Raw genomic sequence first — 19307 nt, 5'->3', positions numbered from 1 at the left:
CCGAGACAAACAAATTACGCTGATCGTTGTAATAATACAGTGAACAAAATCATTCTCGTTATGAAAAACAAACATGTATTTGCCATGACCGCTCTTGCTCTGGCTGGTCTTACATCCATCTCTTCCTGTAAGGACGACGATGATAATAACAACATCGTACTGGAGTTCGAGATCCCACTCAGCGCTAAGATGGAGAACCCGGCACCTGAGGGCAGAGCAGAAACAGGTCTATTGACGATGCGACTTAGAGCCAACAATACGCTTGAATACTCGTTCGATGTAGACAACCTGACTTCCGGCGACGCACTTACCGCCGCTCACTTCCATGCGGGCGATCCCGTAACCAACGGGCCCGTCATTCTTCCGTTCCCATCCTGGACAGGCACTACCAGCAGTGGCACGCTCACGTTGCGGCAATCCCTGGCAGATAGTCTGAAGAATGCCAGTAACGACATTTATTTCAACGTGCACTCCACTCAAAATCCGGGAGGCCTGGTGCGCGGTCCGGTAAACACCGACCTCGTGTTGGCAGAAACCATCAATTTGTCTGGCGCGAACGAGGTACCTCCGGTAGTAACCACTGCCACTGGCATCGCATTGCTCCGTCTTACCGACGACAGGAGGTTATATTCAAAGGTAACAGTAACGAACGTCCCCGTAGGCGATGCCCTCACCATGGCACACATTCACCGTGGTGCGGCCGGTGCTAATGGAGACGTGCTCGTAACACTCTGTGCTACAGAGGCTGACTTCGGAATGTCCAAATTGACGCAGTTGGACGAAGCTAATGCCAACACTGTGCGCACAGAAGCATTGTATGTAAACGCCCACTCCACTATGTGGCCTGCCGGTATAATACGCGGACAGATACGTTAACTGCTGATATTGATTTTCATTAAAGGGATAAATGCGTTTATCCCTTTAATTTTGCATTATTGCTGAACTCCTTCTGAAGTCATAATCACCCGTTTTATCGTGTTATCATCGTTATAAAACAATCGGTCTATACATACTGAACGATGGTGACTGCCACCATTCTCCAATGCTCCATTGTGATAAAAAAAATAACTCTCCCCCTTAAAGTCCAGGATGCATGGGCGATTGGTTTGGCAATTGCCTGCAATTTCATTTAAGATCCCTTTAAACGTCCATGGCCCATGGATACTCCTGCTCATAGCATAGGCCACCTTTTCAGGCATACCAAATCCATATGATAAATAGTACCAGCCATTACGTTTATGAAGATGCGAACCTTCTTCAAAGCCGGGAAGATCAATGGTGTGTATTCCTCCCTCAAGGCTAATCAGGTCCGGGCCAAGTTTTGCATAATAGCACCGCTGGTTGCCCCAGAATATATATGCAGCACCATCATCATCAACGAGCACTGTTGGGTCAAGATTCGCTTTTTCGTTAGTGTCACTATTGGGCAACATATCCATAGAAATCAAGGCAGCCCCTCTGGCATCTTTAAAACCACCTGTAGGTTGATCGGAAACGGCAACGCCAATAGCTGTTCCTCCAATTCCGGCATGTTTTACCGCTACATACCAGTAAAACCTTCCTTCATTGTAAATCATCTTCGATGCAAAAGCGCCACCGGAAGACCATTTAAAATCCTTTGCTCTTAAACCTACCGCGTGCTCCGTCCAATGTATCAGATCCGGAGAAGAAAAACAAAGCCACTCCTCCATGACATAATCTTCCACACCTATCGGCGCCTGATCATGTCCTGTATATAAATACACCACATTGTCAAAGACGATCGCCGTTGGATCCGTCGTAAACTTATGTTTGATAATCGGGTTTGCTGGCACCAGCGCTGAATGACTCATCGTATTGAATTTTTGAATTCAAAAATTTGCAGGCTGCAATCAATTCCATTAAAAATAATCGGGAACATCCGCAACAATCACACCTTTTTGTAGGCATGGGCGACTCCTATATTGAAATTATCTACTGTTTATGATGTCGCAATGCCGAAGGGATCAGGGAACTTAAAGCGGGGTCAGGAAAACCGATCGTCGCAATTGGCGGCGCAGGATTTATGCAGAGCCTCATTGCAACAGGTCTCATCGATGAGTACCATCTGGCCATTCATCCCGTCGCATTGGGATCAGGCTTGCCAATCTTCGCCGATCTGAAAATACCACTTTACCTGAAGCTGGATGAGACAAAGGTTTTCCCGAATGGCGTCATAGCACAGATTTACCGTGCGTAAATCTATAACCGTCCCACTGGGACCTCTCCCCTTTTCATTGCCGCTATCTGCTCTGGTTTGAATGCTGGTTGATACAGCTGTTCATCAAACTGATAACAACGGAAAAGCTCCGTGATAAAATGCATACGATCAGTGAGATCAGCCCAATCTTCAGCGCCGCTTTCTTTTAAGCTTTCAGGAGTCGTATCGATTACTGCCATTAATTCAAGCAGGTCCTTACAGGAAAGGCTGCTTAACGCCTTAGGGTAAGTACGTTGCAGATCTTTGGATAACAACAGATTTTCGTGTGGCAGGTTCAGTGTCATCAGACAGGCGGTAATCTGCTTCCTTACCAGGTGCTGCAGCCCTGTTATCAATTTATCGATCGCAGCTTCCAGGCGGGATGTCTTTCCGGTAATTTTCAGATAGAGAAAACGTAACTGAGAAAGCAAGCTTCCGGGAGGAAATAAGAAGTCAATGACCTCTTTGCGAAAGGTCTCTTCCCCTGTAAAAGCAGCATTAAGGGAGTCCAGAATTTCCGGTTGTAATCTGGTTTGCTCGTGGAATCCAATCTCAAGGTTAGCCAGTAGCAATCTTTCCAGGCGCAGTTGCTCATCGTGCTCAAAAAAAGCCATATAATAATTTGTGAAAGCTCTTTTTAAATATTGCTGCCCATCAGGCGGATCGCCATCACGCATCTCTCTGCAAAACAATTCACAATGATGTAAGTCAGGTTCTGCATTGTCGAAACAGGTAGTAATGAACCGGGCAAATTCAAAACCTATTTCTTCAAATACCTTTTTATTTCCTTTAGCAACCGCCTCGCTTGTCTGGTCAACTATCCTGGTGAGCAGACTATTTTTTACCAGGGCATGGAGCTTCATTTTGATAGAGGAACCAATGCCCATTTTCATTGCAATTGCAATAAGTGCCTGAAATTCCTCCAACAGCTCAATGTCCAGCCGTGCCTCGAGCGTCCGTTGAAGATCCTCTTTCCGGATACTCTGCCCGGCCTGTTTGGACGCCCATGTAGCGAAGGTGCACCAATTGGCCACCGGCCCGGTGCGGGACATGATGATCTGTGAGAGCTCGCAATAAGATTGTGTGATGAGTACATTGCGTAGTATAGGATCATTGATCAGGGCTATCTTTCGGATATCAGCTGTAGTTGGGGTGTGCATAATTTGCCTTTTATGGAGCAAAAATAATAAATGAAGTTATTATTTTATACTTCCGGTCCGGAAGGAGTATTTCAGGACTTATTCACCAGTTGCCAGGGTGCAATAATTAAGCGATTTTACCTCATAATCCTCAATACGCAACTGCCTTGTTTTATTATCTTAGTGTAAGAAAGCAGCCGCTATCTCTCCAGCCCAAGTTGCCTTCTCATGTCAAGGTTAAGATGATATTGTTCCTCAATAGAAATAATTTTCCTCGAATTTTTATTAACGTCCTTACCTTCCTCCGCCCAAAGAGGAGGGAAAAAATTAAAGACCTCCTCGCCGTTTAAGTTTGAAACTTCATTTCGCCAGTTTGTCCACCTACTACCTTCGTAAAACTTATCTAAGTCATTATCGAAGCAAAAATGTAAGAATTCCGTATAGGTAAGGCCAAGTGGTTCATATTCCAGATTGTCCGGCGAAAAATAGTAGACCTTTCCTAAGTCAGTACCGAGTCCTCCACCGTTTAGAAGATAAAACCCTCCGATGGCATCATCGGCAATTAAAAGAAATGGTGGGCTTTCGCCGAATTCTTTAAAAGACTTTCCCTTATTCCAATCAGGAAGTCTCCGATTAATTTTTGAACTGCCTGAACCGAGAATTCTAATCCATCCATCGTCTATTAAAAGTCCACCGGTCATATAAATAATTGCACCCATTGGGGAACGCGTTGTCACCTGTGTTTTATGCAATGCATCTCTTGCCGTTGTTGTGTCAACTGGCAAAATTTCAACTTTGTTTTTTGCGGATTTAATCCACTCAGCAACAAGTATCCAACCTGGGTCTGTTTTATTGATTAGTTCCTCAACCGTCCTCATTTTATTTTGGGCTGTCGTTGTTAAGGTGTATAAGGTTACCAACAGTATTGTTAAATATAGTCTCATAATTCTTGTAAAAAAAATTATATCATGTTTCAGCTAGTACACGCTACATTCTTACTTGCCGGCGTTTCCCATCGTTTTCATGGTTACACTCATCGGTTACCCGAACACTTACAACAAAAATTGACAGACAACTGAAGGGAATAAACTGGAAGTAAGCTATACGCCGCAACACCCTAATTTATATATTTATCATTTCTAAGCCGTTAACTCGATGTTAATGATCGAACTTCATCGTACGGGCTTCCGTTTAGCCAGGGAAATTTCTGATTTATTACGGCCATCCTTATACAAAAAATTCAAAATTAGATCTGCTACTATTTGTGGTTGCTCTTCTTGCAAAAAGTGACCAGAATTTTTCATCTCATCTATCATAGCGTTTTTGATATGATTTGGAAGTGATACTTTCAACATTTGAAATGCTTCCCGGGCTTGCAATTCATAAAGTTGGAGCATCTATTCGTGGCATTACTTTAATATCTTGTAACACCCCGTAAACTCACTTGTATTTTCTTCTCTATCCATTGTTCAGCGCCGGACAACAACCGTCCATTTGCGGACAGTTATTGCCTTGTTATTCGGCATAAACAGGCCGTTTCTATTCAGAAACCACCCATTTAATTAGCTGGTACCAGATTTGTACGATAAAATAGAGACTAATAACATGAACTTATGCGTCGGACTTATTTAGGTGAATTTGAAGAAATGGTTTTATTGATGGTCGCCATTCTGGATGGAGAGGGTTATGGTGTTACAGTCAGTCAGGCGTTGGAAGAACATACGGGACGTATCGTTACGTTCGGCACGGTTCATAACACACTGATTCGCCTGGAAGAGAAGGGGTTTGTGCGATCCGAACTGGGCGGAGCTACGGCAGAACGTGGTGGGCGACGTAAACGGCTGTTCCGGATTACAGCGCTGGGAAGTCAGGCACTTCAGGAAGTTCAGCAGCTTCGTCAGAATCTCTGGCAGTTATTACCGCCTAACACTCTTCGACCTGGCGGCATATGAACTCAGGTATTCGACCACCTCATTGGGCTCACTGGCTGCTAATCCGACTGCATCCTGACGATACGTTGGAGGAGGTAGAAGGTGATTTGGATGAGCTATACACATACTGGTATAATCGTTCGGGGAAAACCCAGGCTATACTACGTTATCTGCTGAACGTAGCGTCGGTAGTGCCCCCGTTTGTGCGCAAAAGAAAAACAAATAAACAAGCATATTATCAACAACAGCAAAGCAGGACTAACTCCAGCTTAACATTCACCATGATTCGGAATTATCTAAAAATCGCGTTTCGCAATCTAAAGCGACAAAAAGTCTCAACCAGCATTAATATAGTTGGTTTAGCCATCGGATTGGCTACCTGCATACTGATTACGCTTTATGTGCAGGATGAATTATCCTACGACCGTTATAATGAGAAAGCGGACCGAATTTTTCGGGTTGGGCTCAGGTTACGGTTAAACGGTGAGGATGTTGGTGGACCTATACTAGGCCCGAATGCCGCACGGGACTTACAACAGGAATTCCCGGAAGTATTAAAAGCAACACGTATCCGGAATCAGGGAAGTGAGTTTGTTAGCTACGGAACAACTTCATTTAAAGAAGATGATCTGCTGTGTGCCGACTCGACTTTTTTTGAAGTGTTCACCATTCCGTTCCTGAAAGGGGATCCAAAGCGGGCGCTGGCCGAACCAAATACATTGGTATTGACAGAGCCAACCGCCCGGAAATACTTCGGCAACCAGGACCCAATCGGGAAAGTATTGTTATTTGGCAGTGAAAAGACGCCCTACCGAATTACGGGCGTTGTCGGGAATGTACCGGCGAACTCCCATTTCCGGTTCAATATGCTGATGTCATTAGACGCTTATGACGAGCAACATATCGGATGGATATATAACATAACCTATTATACCTATGTGGTTCTGCCCGAGAAATACGATTACAAACGGTTGGAGTCTAAAATTCCCCGACTCGCTGAAAAACAGATTGGAGGTGAACTACAGCAATTTCTGAAACTTAGCCCGAAACAGTTTCGCGAGAAAGGAGATGATTTCGGGATTTTTCTTCAACCCCTCACTGATATTCATTTGTATTCCTCCTTCGGAGGGACTGAGTTAAGCCCAGGGGGAAATATTCTATACGTATATGTACTTACGGCCATTGCTGCCTTTATGTTGCTGATAGCCTGTGTAAACTTTATGAACCTGTCGACGGCCACGGCAGTCCGGCGTTCGCGCGAGGTAGGGGTACGTAAAGTATTGGGGTCGGGAAAAGGGCAATTGCAGCAACAGTTTCTGATTGAATCAGTGCTGCTGGCGATTGTGGCGTTGATGGTCGGATTGCTGATTGTAGGTCTGGCACTGCCCTTCTTTAATCAGCTGACAGGTAAGACCCTTACAATGGGATTATTGACCAACTCATTTGTAGCTGCTGGTTTAGTAGTGGGGACTGTGTTAGTGGGACTGTTGGCTGGTAGTTACCCGGCTTTTTACCTCTCCTCCTTCAAGCCGGTTTCAGTGTTAAAGGGGCGGATTGCGACCGGACGCGGAAGCCTTAACCTGCGAAGTGGCCTGGTGGTGTTTCAATTTTTTATCACCATTTCAATGATTATTGCCACCGTTACGGCAGATCGGCAACTACGTTATATGAAAACGCAGAAAGTTGGTTTTGATCGCGAACAAGTGCTGGTTATTCATGATACGCAGATGCTTCGCAATAACGAAACTGTATTTCGCGACAAGATCATTCAATTTCCGCAAGTCATCATGGGGAGCATTTCAGGCCAAGTACCCATTGGGAATTCAGCCATCGATAACACCACTGTAATGTCCAGAGAAAACCCTGATAAAGGCGTAATGAGCCGATTCTATAAAGTTGATTACGAATATATTCCTACATTAGGGATGCGGGTAGTTCAGGGGCGTAATTTTTCAAAAACTTTCCCTACCGATTCTTCCGCTGTTATTCTGAATGAAACCGCTGTACGGGCATTAGGATGGCAAGACAATCCGATTGGAAGAGAACTGATCGGCCACATTGATGATAACGGTGTAAAAACATATTATCGGGTCATTGGTGTTGTAAGTGACTTCCATTTCGAATCCCTGCGACAAAAGATCGGGCCTTTGGTTATGTTTTTGGGTGGGAATTCAGGCAATATTCTGGTCAAAACCCATACTGATAAACTTCCGCAGTTCCTCGCTTCATTGAAGCAGCAATGGGAGTCATTTTCGCCAGCAGCCCCTTTTTCCTATTCGTTTTTAGATGACCGGTTTGAGCAGGTTTATGTCAGCGAACAAAAAATAGAACAGGTATTAACTCTCGTTTCAAGCCTGACTATCTTCATCGCCTGTTTGGGGCTATTCGGATTGGCTACCTACACCGCCGAACAACGTACAAAAGAGATTGGCGTTCGGAAAGTACTTGGCGCATCCGTTGGCAGTGTTGTGGCGTTACTCTCCAAAGACTTTCTCAAACTCATTCTGATAGCTCTGGTACTGGCTTCCCCTATTGCCTGGTGGGGTATGAATCAATGGTTGGAAGAATTTGCCTATAAGATTACGATTGACTGGTGGGTTTTTGCGCTGGCAGGATTGCTGGCGGTTGGGATTGCCTTGCTGACGGTGAGTTTTCAGAGTATCAAAGCCGCGCTAACGGATCCCATAAAAAGCTTACGTAGTGAATAGCACAGAACAGTGGGCGTTGAGAGAATAAGTAATAGACAATGACCTTTCTTTTTTGTTTACATTCATGTATCGAAGAGAGGGCTGAATGATGAAAAATCTTTTGTGCTTTAGTAAATGCTACTTAACCTGTATAAAGTACTGGCAAGCAAAAGAGGTCATTCAAAGGAACTCGGCCATCCACTCGACTAAAAAAACAAGACCTGCGCTGCGCGCAGGTCTTGCCAAATTCCAGTGATCCCGCTGGGACCAAACTAATTATTTATAATTAAATGAATATTAGTTCGTTAGAATGACGATTAATTAACAGGTAGCCTAATGGGTAGCTGACCAATTTAGTCTGTTTTAGACAAGTTCAAAAGAGCCTTATCAGATGCAGAGATTTAGAATTCTTCAAAAAATATGGTCGGAGGGCAACGCCAGAAAATCATTCAAAGTAAATATTCTATTGTTATCTGTGAAATGATAGAGAGTCACTGGGCGAAATAGGATAAAGAATTTATCGGGCCGGTTAAGTGTCTGATGCTTTAACCGATAAACCGCGTCAGGACAGCAGACCTAATCGGATAAGCGGCTTCTATCCACAGGATATGGAGAAATGATTCCACAAGAATAAACAAGAAGGCTCAAATTGAACTTGATAATCAATAGAATATACTTTTGCAAGGTTCTTGCTTTGTATGACATATACAATATGTTATATAACTTCATATGAAAATGGAAAAACTTAATATTGTTCGCTTTGCCCCAAGGGAGAGAGATGGATTTTATGATACAATTAAGGCAAGGATACGGACCTATTTTGAGCGCCATAATATTTCTCCATATGCGAACGTACATATGTGGATCAAAACAGCAGCGATGCTGCTATTATACTTTGCGCCCTACCTTATTATAGTAATGGGCCTGAGCGCCGGTAACAGCTGGCTATTCTTCAACCTCTGGTTCCTGATGGGATTGGGAATGAGCGGTATCGGAACAAGCATTATGCATGACGCCAACCATGGCGCTTATTCAGCTAACGACAGGATCAACAAACTGATCAGTTATATACTGGAGGTGATAGGCGGCTATACCGTTAACTGGAAGATACAGCACAACCTTCTCCATCATACTTACACAAATATATCGGGGCTGGATGAAGATATTGATACAATGGGGCTGATCCGTCTATCTCCCAACCAGCCGCTAAAATGGTACCACCGCTATCAGCATCTCTATGCATGGTTCTTCTATATGATCATGACCTTATACTGGATGACGGTAAAAGATTTTGTTCAGATTGTACGCTATAAGAAACTGGGTTTACTAACAAAGGCACAGTTATCCCTGAAGCAGGCCCTTTGGTGGATCGTCTTATATAAAGCATTTTACTATAGCTACATTATTGTTCTTCCGATACTTTTTTCCGGAATGCCCTGGTATTTTATAATTGCCGGCTTTCTATTGATGCATTTTACTGCCGGACTGCTATTGTCCTGCATTTTCCAGCCCTCCCATATCATGGAAACATCGGGTTTTGCATTACCGCTGGAAGAAGAAGGGAAAAAACAGATGCAGAGTTCATGGGCAATACATGAAATAGAGAATACCACTAATTTCGCCCCCCGTAACCGCATTCTTTCATGGTTTGCGGGAGGATTAAACTTTCAGATAGAACACCACCTGTTCACGAATATCTGCCACATACATTATAAAAAACTAGCTCCTATCGTAAAGGAGACAGCCGAAGAATTTGGTGTGCCATATCATGAGCAACGTACATTTCGCATTGCACTATGGGCGCATGCGAACATGCTGAGAAAATTAGGTAAGGAATTAACATGATGTATGTGGCGCAGAATCCTGAAAACCTATCAATCGGAAAATGTAAATCAAATCCATGCGTACTTCAACTATTATTACAGGTACCGGCAGTTATATTCCGTCCGTAGTAAAGCATAACAGCGAATTTTTGCACAATAACTTTTATACTAACAGCCGGGAGCCGATACCTGGTATGCCTGCTGACGTTATTGAGAAATTTGAGAAAATTACCGGCATACTGCAGCGGCGATACGCTCGCGAAGACATGAACACATCGGATCTGGCATACCTGGCCGCAAAATTTGCAATTGAAGATGCGGCGATCGACCCCGAAACGCTGGATTACATCATTGTAGCGCACAACTTCGGCAATGTTCCGAAACATACAGTACAAAGCGACGCTGTCCCATCTCTTGCGTCGCGCGTAAAGCATGCCCTGGGCATCAGGAATCCCGCATGCATACCCTATGATCTCCTGTTTGGCTGTCCTGGATGGGTCCAGGGCCTAATACAGGCCGATCTGTACCTCAAGGCAGGCGCCGCCAATCGCTGCCTGGTCATTGGTGCAGAAACACTAAGCAGGGTAATTGACATACATGACCGTGACAGCATGATCTTCAGTGATGGTGCCGGGGCTTGTATTGCAGAGAAGAGGGAAGTTACCAACTCACAGGGCATACTGGGCTCCAGTGTACAATCATATGTACTGGATGAAGTGCAGTATATTAACATGGACATGTCCAACTACCCTGACTCGAATAAATGTGTCCGGTACATTAAAATGCAGGGCCGAAAAGTTTATGAATTTGCGTTAAAATATGTGCCTGCTGCCATTAGCAGCTGCCTGGAAAATGCGGGGGTGCAGATCGGGGATGTTCGCAAAATATTTATTCACCAGGCCAATGAAAAAATGGATGAAGCCATTATTAAGGCATTATTTGCATTATATAATATGCTTGTTGATACGAGAAACGTAATGCCTATGAACATACGCGAACTTGGAAATAGCTCTGTAGCAACTGTTCCCACCTTATTTGACATGGTACGAAAAGGCGTTATTCCCGGGCATGTCTTAACTGAGGGTGATATCATAGTTTTTGCTTCAGTAGGTGCGGGCATGAATATCAACGCGGTGTGCTACAGGATATAAGTGTAGTTATGCACACCGGCACGAAAAGCCATATATGCTGTGATGTCAGGACGACGGACTTTCTTCTGACAGACTTCCTTTCTCTGGTGGCTATAATTCTCCTGGGCCAAATCAGAACTTGTGAGACTAACAGAGGCAACATCGGTCCTATAGATCTTGACAAGACCCGCATTTTCAAGTTCTGAGAGTAACGCCGGCAGTATAGCCCTCCACTATTGCCCGAATAACCTACAAGGATGCAAGACCATTCGGGGTTTTCTCAGGCTACAACAGTCATAAGAATATGAGTAGCAAGCTCTTCATGTCAAATTAGTCTGCAGCCTACATTATCTTATCGTAAATTCGATCTTCGGAGTATCCTTTATAAAAAGGATCCAAACATATGATACTTGAACACAGAATACCCATAAAGTATTTAGTTGGCGTGGTTAAATATGAGTTGATATTGGTTCCACTGGTAGGTATCTTTACTCATTTTACCGCGATTGAATTTACAAAATCCCTTCCCAATATGCCATTGGCCATTCCTGCGTTTCTCGGAACGTCCATATCAGTACTTCTTTCGTTTAAGATGAACCAATCTTACGACAGATGGTGGGAGGCCAGAAAAATTTGGGGGACAATTGTAAATGATTCCAGGGGCCTGATCATTCAGTTGCAGTCTTTTTTAACTGCAAAACAGGCACCATTAATAAAAAGAATTTCCTATCGTCAGATTGCCTGGTGTTACACATTGGGGAAGTCATTGCGCGGCTGCGATGACCTTGAAAACCTGGATCACCTGATCATCGGTGCAGAGTTGGCTCAAATCTCTGAACAGGACCATCATCCCCTGGCAATCTTGCAATTAACCGCGAGGGACTTGGAGGAGCTGCGCCGTAGCAACGCGCTCAACGTACATAGCCACATTCATATACTGGAGACTATTAACCGCTTAACTGAGGCTATGGGCGGCGCAGAAAGGATTAGCCGAACCATTTTCCCCTCTACCTATCGTTTAGTGCTGCATTTCATCATTTACCTGTTTGTTATAACATTGGCTATCTCCTTAAAAGACATCAACAATATTTTAGTGACGCCGCTGCTGCTCTTAATCTCTATTGGGTTCTTTTTTATAGAGAAAATTGCCTATCATTTGCAGGATCCTTTCAGGAACCGGCCCAGCGATATCCCGGTTACAAATATCGCAGAAACCGTTGAAAGAAATATCAGACAGCTATTAGGTGAAGAAACAACGCCAAATCCTATTGGCATCAAAACTTATTACGTTATGTAACATTAACTCATCAGGAAACAATAAAAAGGAGAGGCCGTCTCAAAGTAATTTTGGGACGGCTTTTTTAACTTCAGTTTTTGAGGTGGGTTTATACACATTGTTGGGGGATAAAAAAGTGGTTCTATCCATATCATTTTGGGGTAGTTAGCTGTTAAATAGATATAGCAAGAGGTAAAACTTTATCATTGGTATTTAATGAGCAACCATCAACACCAGGGGATGTTGTTACCACCTGATCTAAGCGATCTGATAGCAAGCAATCATCCTGTACGGGTAGTTAATGATGTACTGGACAAGGTTGATATTACTGCGTTACTGCAGCAAGATAAGCTTGGTGGCACCAGCAGTTATCATCTCTGTATGCTGTTTAAAGTGCGGTTTACGGCTACATTAATAATATTTACAGTAGCCGTAAAATAGAAGTGGCCATAACTGGTAAGCAGGAATATTTTTCTAACAGCCAATGAAGAAAAGAACAAGGTCACCCATGGCTTCGTACAAAACCCATTAAATGAAGCATTACCGTTAAAGCTCTTCATGAAATGCGAAGCCTGCAAGCGCTGCCAAACTCCACGATCGTTTTATGACTATTCTCAGTGAGATAACCCTTCCTGAAAAATATATCCCTCTTTTTCCGCTGCAATTGAGAAAGCTATTTACTACCGTCAATGCAGAAAGAGAGGAAACAACTAAACATCTTAAAGCAAGGCTTACGGAACTGGAAGAAAAGATTGATAGCTGGAAGAACGTTATATTGAGGATAAGATCACAGAAGAGCCTTATAAAACGTTCGCCGATAAATACGGCACAAAACGTAAAAAGTTGGAGGAATTACAATCGTCTCCTATAAACGCCTCGAACCTCGAAAAATACATCGAATTTGCTACTCAGAAAGTCATAGAAGCAGCGCTGGTATGGAATCGCAGCAATTACCGAGAAAAACAAAGATTGCAGAAAACGATATTTCCTGAAGGTATCTATTATAACAAGGAAAATGACCAACCTCGAACCACAAAATTTATTCCTTTATTCGCGCTCGTTGCAGACCTGACTGGCACTTCATATAAAGAAGAAACCCGACCTTTTGAGACTATTCTCAAGAAGTCGGGTTTTGTGATCCCGCTGGGACTCGAACCCAGGACCCATACATTAAAAGTGTATTGCTCTACCAACTGAGCTACGGAATCATTCCCTTTTTGTGATTGGGATTGCAAAGGTATAAAATATTTTATTCCCTCCAACTTTTTGGCAACTTTTTTTCAAACAATTTCACAAAACCCGCCACAGACAAAATAAACCATCATATCTCATTTACCCCTATTTTTGCATTTGAAAAAAAATCATAATGCAAGATAAAGTCGTGGTTATCACAGGTGGTACTTCCGGAATAGGGAAAGCCCTGACGATAGCATCTCTCCATTCAGGCGCTAAAGTAGCGGTTTGCGGCAGAAAGCCAGAAACACTGCAATCACTGGAAAAAGAATTGGCATCCGGCAACCTTTATACATATACAGCCGATGTAAGTAAGGAAGAAGACTGTAAAAACTTCATTGAACAGGTTGTTGCCCGATTAGGTAAAATAGATATCCTGATCAACAATGCCGGGATCTCTATGCGGGCATTGTTCCGCGATGTAGACCTGAATGTCCTCAAACAAGTGATGGATATTAACTTCTGGGGAACTGTTTATTGTACAAAATATGCTTTACCATCTATATTGGCGAACAAAGGCACAGTTGTAGGTGTATCTTCTATAGCAGGCTACAGGGGTTTGCCTGGCCGTACCGGATACTCCTCTTCTAAGTTTGCCATGCAGGGTTTCCTGGAATCATTACGCACTGAAAATTTGCATACAGGCATTAACGTAATGTGGGTATGTCCAGGCTTCACCAGTTCCAACATACGCAATACCGCCTTAAATGAAGACGGACGCAGTCAGGCAGAAACACCACTCGATGAATCAAAACTAATGAGCGCAGAAACCGTAGCCGATGCTGTCCTGAAAGCGATTGCCAAACGGAAACGCACACTTGTACTTACAGGTCAGGGAAAGATGACAGTGCTGCTTAGCAAACTGTTTCCCGGACTGCTGGATGGTATAGTATATAATCACTTTAAAAAAGAACCGGGTTCGCCGCTTAAATAATGATGTTAAGCTGTTCAGCGCCAATGGCTGATTACAAGGCAATTAGCATGAACAGCTTAACTTTAATCTTTTACTTTTTATTCTATTTTTTTTTGCTTATAAGCGCCCCAAAGCCCCGACCCCGGCCCTTTTATAGTTATTCACATCTGAACAAGTAATTGGCTGTTTAGTCACAGCTACATGCAGATTTTATATTTCTTTGCATTACAAAACAACGCCAATGCCCCAATGGCATTCTTTTTGGGTAAATTGGTATTCATTGATAACATGTCCATAATTACATTAACATCAGATATAGGCTTGCAGGACTACCTGGTAGGCGCCATCAAAGGGCAGCTGTGGCAACACTGTCCTGGTGCTCCTGTTATGGACATTACTCATCAGATATCTCCATTTAATCTGCCACAGGCAACTTACATCTGTAAGAGCTCTTTTGCATATTATCCACCACGTACATTCCATATTGTACTGATTAATCTGTTCGACCGTAAAGTAGATCACGTGCTGCTCGCAGAGCATAATGGACAATACATAGCGTGTGCTGATAATGGACTGATTACTATGATTGCAGGCGGAACGCCGGCAAAGGTGATCAAACTTCCTTTACATAAAACACAGTCCAGGGATACATTCTCCATTCTCCAACGCTTTGCCGAAGCCTACAGGGAATTACAGAACGGTAAAACACTGGCCGAACTGGGTGAACCAGCCACCGGATATATCATCAAGAATAACCTGCAGCCAATGACAGGACAGGATTATATTGACGGACAGATCATTCATATCGACAACTTCGAGAACGTAGTTGTGAATATCACCCGTCAACAGTTTGATGAACACCGCCAGAACAGGCCATTCTCCATCTATTTCCGCCGTGATGAGGTAATTACACAACTTTGTGAAACCTATGCGGATGTACCCGAAGGACATAAACTAGCCCTCTTCAACGCCGCCGGCTATCTGGAAATAGCCATTAACAAAGGGAACGCCGCCGGCCTCTTTGGTTTACAGGGCTTTACCCGCGACCAGCTGACCTCCGGCTACCAGAAACTGTCATTCTACCAGACCGTTCGTATTATCTTCGGCTAAAACCAGCCGAAGCCCCCCTCCCATTGCCCCGCTTTCACTTATCCACTGCTAATCAATTTACTATCCTGGCCTGCATTTCAGCGCCCCATCTACAAAAAAATTAACTTATTAAAGAAAAAGTTAAAACTGTTATCGCTAATTATCATAATTTGCCACTTTTTCTATTTTTGTCGGACCTAAAACATCCTTATGAATTTTAAAAGGACCAACAACATTGTAGGTTGGGTTATCTGTATCATTGCCTGCACTGTCTACATTATGACTATGGAGGCCACCGGCAGCCTGTGGGACTGCGGCGAATTCATTTCCAGTGCCTACAAGGTACAGGTTCCGCACCCTCCGGGAGCTCCTTTATTTGTGCTGTTAGGTAGATTGTTCACTATCCCGCTGTCACCCAAAGACGCAGCGCTGGGTGTGAACCTCATGTCCGCTCTGTCCAGTGGTTTTACCATCCTGTTCCTCTTCTGGACTATCACCCACTTTGCACGCCGCCTGATGGTGAAAACCGGAGAACCTATCTCCCGCGAACAAATGATCGCTATCATGGGCGCTGGCGCTGTTGGTGCACTCGCTTACACTTTCTCCGACTCTTTCTGGTTCTCCGCTGTGGAAGGTGAGGTATATGCAATGTCTTCCCTCTTCACCGCCATCGTTTTCTGGGCCATCCTGAAATGGGAACACGAATCAGATGAAGCATACGCTGACCGCTGGATCGTATTCATTGCCTTTATGATGGGTCTCTCTATCGGTGTTCACCTGCTGAACCTCCTTACTATACCGGCTATCGTAATGGTTTACTACTTCAAACGCTATAAAGTAACCCCTGCAGGTACTTTCTGGGCGTTTATCATCGGTTGTGCCCTTACCGGTATGGTGCAGAAGTTCGTTATCCAGGATACTATCAAAGCTTCCGGGCTGATGGACGTTTTCTTCGTAAACTCCCTCGGTCTGCCTTTCTATAGCGGTTTTGCCTTCTATTTCATCGCACTGGCTGCTATCCTGATCTATGGATTGAAAAATCCTAAATTCGGATTCTATGCACCACTGATCCTCGTTGCTTCGGTGATCGTTATCCCTGCCTTTAACGACGCTACAGGTACAGGAGTGAAGATCCTGAAGATTATCGTTGCAGGAGCCATAGTAGCAGTACCATACTTCCTCAAACAATTTGGCACCAACGTAAACACTGGCAACTTCCAGCACTTTACAAAAGTGACCATCTACTCAATACTGTTCCTGTTATTAGGTTACTCCACGTACATCACTACGATGGTACGCTCTACTGCTAATCCATCCGTAGATATGTACAATGTGGACAACCCTATCTCCCTGGTAGGTTACCTGGGCCGTGAGCAGTATGGCGACTTCCCGCTGATCTACGGACAGGTGTTCACCGCCCGTCCTACCAGCTACGAAGATGCCGGTAACATCTATGCCCGCGGTAAAGACAAATACCTGATCGCTGGTAAGAAACAGGTACCTGTTTATGCTCCTGAAGATAAAATGCTGTTCCCCCGTGTATGGGATGCCAGCAATGACCAGGGACATGCAGACTACTATCGCGACTTCCTCGGTCTCGCTGAAGGACAAAAACCTTCCTTTGCTGATAACGTACGCTTCTTCGTAAAATACCAGGTAGGCTTCATGTATCTCCGCTATTTTATGTGGAACTTCTCCGGCAGACAAAACGATACGCAAGGTTACGGTAACGTCCGCGACGGTAACTTTATCACAGGTATTCCTTTCATTGATAACTTGTTTTATGGCGATCAGTCTGCAATGCCAGACAGCCTGAAAAATAACAAAGCGCACAACACGCTGTTCCTCCTGCCCCTGATCCTGGGCCTGATCGGATTCATCTATCACTACAATAACCACCGCAGAGATGCCCTTGTAGCTGGTCTGTTGTTCTTCTTCACCGGTTTCGCTATCGTCCTGTACCTCAACCAGGCCGGTAATCAGCCACGTGAACGTGACTACGCATACGTTGGTTCCTTCTATGCTTTTGCCATCTGGATCGGTCTGGGCGTACTGTCTATCTACCAGTTCCTGAAAACCAAAACCAGATCAGCTATCTCAGCACCAGTGGCAACCGTTGTCTGCCTGCTGGCTGTTCCGGTACTGATGGGCTTCCAGGAATGGGATGACCACGATCGTTCTACTAAAACCATCGCCCGCGACGTAGCATCTGACTATCTCCAGTCCTGTGCGCCGAACGCTATACTCTTCACCGTAGGTGATAATGATACTTACCCGCTGTGGTACGCGCAGGAAGTAGAAGGCATCCGTCCCGACATCCGTGTGATCAACCTCAGCCTCCTGGGTGTTGACTGGTATATCGATCAGCAACGCCATAAGGTGAACGAAAGCCCTGCTGTTCCAATGAACTGGACGCCTGACAAATACCAGGGTGAAAACCGTAACTACATCCAGTATTACGACGGTGGTAACTTCCCGCAGGATAAGTTCTACAACCTGAAAGAAGTAATGGGCTTTATGGGTTCTGATGATCCACGCGCGAAACTGTCTACTACTGATGGTTCCCAGATCAACTACCTCCCTGCTAAAAAGCTCTTTATACCTGTAAATGTTCCTGAAGTGATCAAAAATGGCACTGTTGATATCCATGACAGCGCCAGGGTGATGCCTCAGTTGCCTTTCCAGATCAATAAAACTTACCTGCTGAAAAACGACCTGGCCGTATATGACATCATCGCTGCCAACGACTGGAAACGTCCGATCTACTTTACCAGCCCGACTGACCTCGGTCTGAATGACTACCTCCGCATGGATGGTCTGACCTACCGCCTGGTACCGCTGAGAAAAGAAGAAAGTAATGATCCGATGGGTGCAGAGAAAAATGTGAACGTTCCTGCGATGTACGACAACCTGATGAAGAAATTCGCTTTCGGTGGTGCAAATGTGAACGGTACTTACTTTGATGAGCCTAACCGTAAACTGCTGCAATACATCAGAAACTCCTACACCAGACTGGGTACCGCCCTTGCACTGGAAGGCAAGAAAGATTCAGCATTGGCCGTGCTCAACAAGGCTGACAAGAACCTGTTTGAAAGCAATTTCCCGTACGCGATGACAACTCCGGGTCAGATGCATAACTATAGCTCCATGCAGACTGTATATGCATACTACCTGGCAGGCGATTTCAAGAAAGCAGATGAGATCTCTCAGAAGATCATTAAGGATTGTACACAACAGATACAATACTACCGTGCGCTGCCACCGTCTAAACAGGATGGTATCAAGCGTGATACGGATATGTCAGAACAATTTATTACCCTGCTGCAACGTATGAAGGAAGATTTTACTCATCCTGAACGCCGTCAGCTGGGCATGGAAGGCAATCAAAGTATTGAGGTTGACTCCCAGGGCCAGGCTACTGATGCACCGCAAGGCAAGTAATTGATACTCTCATATAAAAGCGGGGCTCGTCTAAGACAAGCCCCGCTTTTATTTTATTGATGCTATTCCGCTGACCGGAGATCTGCTATCGTTTGAAAATTGTACCGATTAATTCTGAAAACTTGTAATAAATAGTTAAATTGTAGTATAAATCAAATAATTATGGCCATTAAACCCGGTCCAAAAAGGACTGCAAAATCGACAGGAAAACCAGATAAACGTCAACGAGATAATAAAAAAACGCCCGGGAATACACCGTCATTAAAACCGCACGACCATAAGAAAGGAAAATAGATTGTAAAAATCTTCCCCTGTTGGTGCGAAAATGTCGTTCATATACAATAATGCAGCGATAAGTGTTTCATTGTTTGCATTGGATGCCGTTTATTCCAATATTCAGAGGCCCTGCCGACTTCGAAGTTACACT

General features: G+C 44.2%; 14 protein-coding genes and 1 tRNA gene. 11 read left to right on the top strand and 4 right to left on the bottom strand.

Annotation, left to right across the window (positions count from 1 at the left end; translation table 11 throughout):
• The first annotated feature begins 60 nt into the window (after positions 1-60).
• Positions 61-876, top strand: a complete 816-nt coding sequence (locus L3C95_RS21345) for a CHRD domain-containing protein (protein ID WP_236390669.1) — start codon at positions 61-63, stop codon at positions 874-876.
• A gap of 56 nt (positions 877-932) precedes the next feature.
• Here the strand turns inward: L3C95_RS21345 and L3C95_RS21340 are convergent, their stop codons facing one another.
• Complete coding sequence (locus L3C95_RS21340; protein ID WP_236390668.1) at positions 933-1832, bottom strand: glycoside hydrolase family 43 protein; 900 nt, start codon at positions 1830-1832, stop codon at positions 933-935.
• A gap of 152 nt (positions 1833-1984) precedes the next feature.
• Here L3C95_RS21340 and L3C95_RS21335 point away from each other — a divergent pair, with 152 nt between their 5' ends.
• Positions 1985-2218, top strand: coding sequence for a dihydrofolate reductase family protein (locus L3C95_RS21335; RefSeq protein WP_317207704.1), 234 nt, complete (start codon positions 1985-1987; stop codon positions 2216-2218).
• A gap of 2 nt (positions 2219-2220) precedes the next feature.
• On the opposite strand, the gene L3C95_RS21330 is transcribed toward L3C95_RS21335, so the two are convergent.
• Complete coding sequence (locus L3C95_RS21330) at positions 2221-3378, bottom strand: hypothetical protein (RefSeq protein WP_236390666.1); 1158 nt, start codon at positions 3376-3378, stop codon at positions 2221-2223.
• Between the two features lie 179 nt (positions 3379-3557).
• Positions 3558-4301, bottom strand: coding sequence for a DUF2625 domain-containing protein (locus L3C95_RS21325; RefSeq protein WP_236390665.1), 744 nt, complete (start codon positions 4299-4301; stop codon positions 3558-3560).
• 669 nt (positions 4302-4970) lie between these two features.
• Between L3C95_RS21325 and L3C95_RS21320 the strand changes: the two genes are divergently transcribed.
• The 6 genes from L3C95_RS21320 (at position 4971) to L3C95_RS21295 (ending at position 12645) form a co-directional block, all read left to right on the top strand.
• Positions 4971-5309 carry a PadR family transcriptional regulator gene (locus L3C95_RS21320; RefSeq protein WP_236390664.1) on the top strand — a complete coding sequence of 113 codons (339 nt, stop codon included), beginning with the start codon at positions 4971-4973 and terminating at the stop codon, positions 5307-5309.
• The gene (locus tag L3C95_RS21315) at positions 5306-7996 is read left to right on the top strand and encodes an ABC transporter permease (RefSeq protein ID WP_236390663.1); all 2691 of its coding nucleotides are present in this window, start codon (positions 5306-5308) and stop codon (positions 7994-7996) included. The genes L3C95_RS21320 and L3C95_RS21315 overlap by 4 nt, the downstream gene beginning before the upstream one ends.
• A gap of 714 nt (positions 7997-8710) precedes the next feature.
• The gene (locus tag L3C95_RS21310) at positions 8711-9820 is read left to right on the top strand and encodes a fatty acid desaturase family protein (RefSeq protein WP_236390662.1); all 1110 of its coding nucleotides are present in this window, start codon (positions 8711-8713) and stop codon (positions 9818-9820) included.
• 55 nt (positions 9821-9875) lie between these two features.
• Positions 9876-10949 carry a 3-oxoacyl-ACP synthase III family protein gene (locus tag L3C95_RS21305; protein WP_236390661.1) on the top strand — a complete coding sequence of 358 codons (1074 nt, stop codon included), beginning with the start codon at positions 9876-9878 and terminating at the stop codon, positions 10947-10949.
• A 382-nt stretch (positions 10950-11331) separates the two neighbouring features.
• A complete protein-coding gene (locus L3C95_RS21300; RefSeq protein ID WP_236390660.1) occupies positions 11332-12225 on the top strand; it encodes a bestrophin family protein in 894 nt (297 codons plus the stop codon).
• 195 nt (positions 12226-12420) lie between these two features.
• Complete coding sequence (locus L3C95_RS21295) at positions 12421-12645, top strand: hypothetical protein (RefSeq protein ID WP_410683473.1); 225 nt, start codon at positions 12421-12423, stop codon at positions 12643-12645.
• Between the two features lie 694 nt (positions 12646-13339).
• Here L3C95_RS21295 and L3C95_RS21290 read toward each other — a convergent pair.
• A tRNA-Lys gene (locus L3C95_RS21290) sits at positions 13340-13412 on the bottom strand.
• Positions 13413-13570: 158 nt separating this feature from the next.
• On the opposite strand from L3C95_RS21290, the gene L3C95_RS21285 reads away from it, so the two are divergent.
• From L3C95_RS21285 to L3C95_RS21275, 3 genes are all read left to right on the top strand, one after another.
• Positions 13571-14371: an SDR family oxidoreductase gene (locus L3C95_RS21285; RefSeq protein ID WP_236390659.1), complete on the top strand. Its 801-nt coding sequence runs from the start codon at positions 13571-13573 to the stop codon at positions 14369-14371.
• Positions 14372-14638: 267 nt separating this feature from the next.
• Positions 14639-15460 carry an S-adenosyl-l-methionine hydroxide adenosyltransferase family protein gene (locus L3C95_RS21280; protein ID WP_236390658.1) on the top strand — a complete coding sequence of 274 codons (822 nt, stop codon included), beginning with the start codon at positions 14639-14641 and terminating at the stop codon, positions 15458-15460.
• A 189-nt stretch (positions 15461-15649) separates the two neighbouring features.
• Entirely contained in the window at positions 15650-18880 is a 3231-nt protein-coding gene (locus tag L3C95_RS21275; protein ID WP_236390657.1) for a DUF2723 domain-containing protein, read from the top strand.
• Positions 18881-19307 lie beyond the last annotated feature (427 nt).

The sequence above is a fragment of the Chitinophaga filiformis genome (genome assembly GCF_021646545.1).
Taxonomy (GTDB): Bacteria; Bacteroidota; Bacteroidia; order Chitinophagales; family Chitinophagaceae; genus Chitinophaga; species Chitinophaga filiformis_A.
This window is presented reverse-complemented; position numbering and strand designations above follow the sequence as displayed.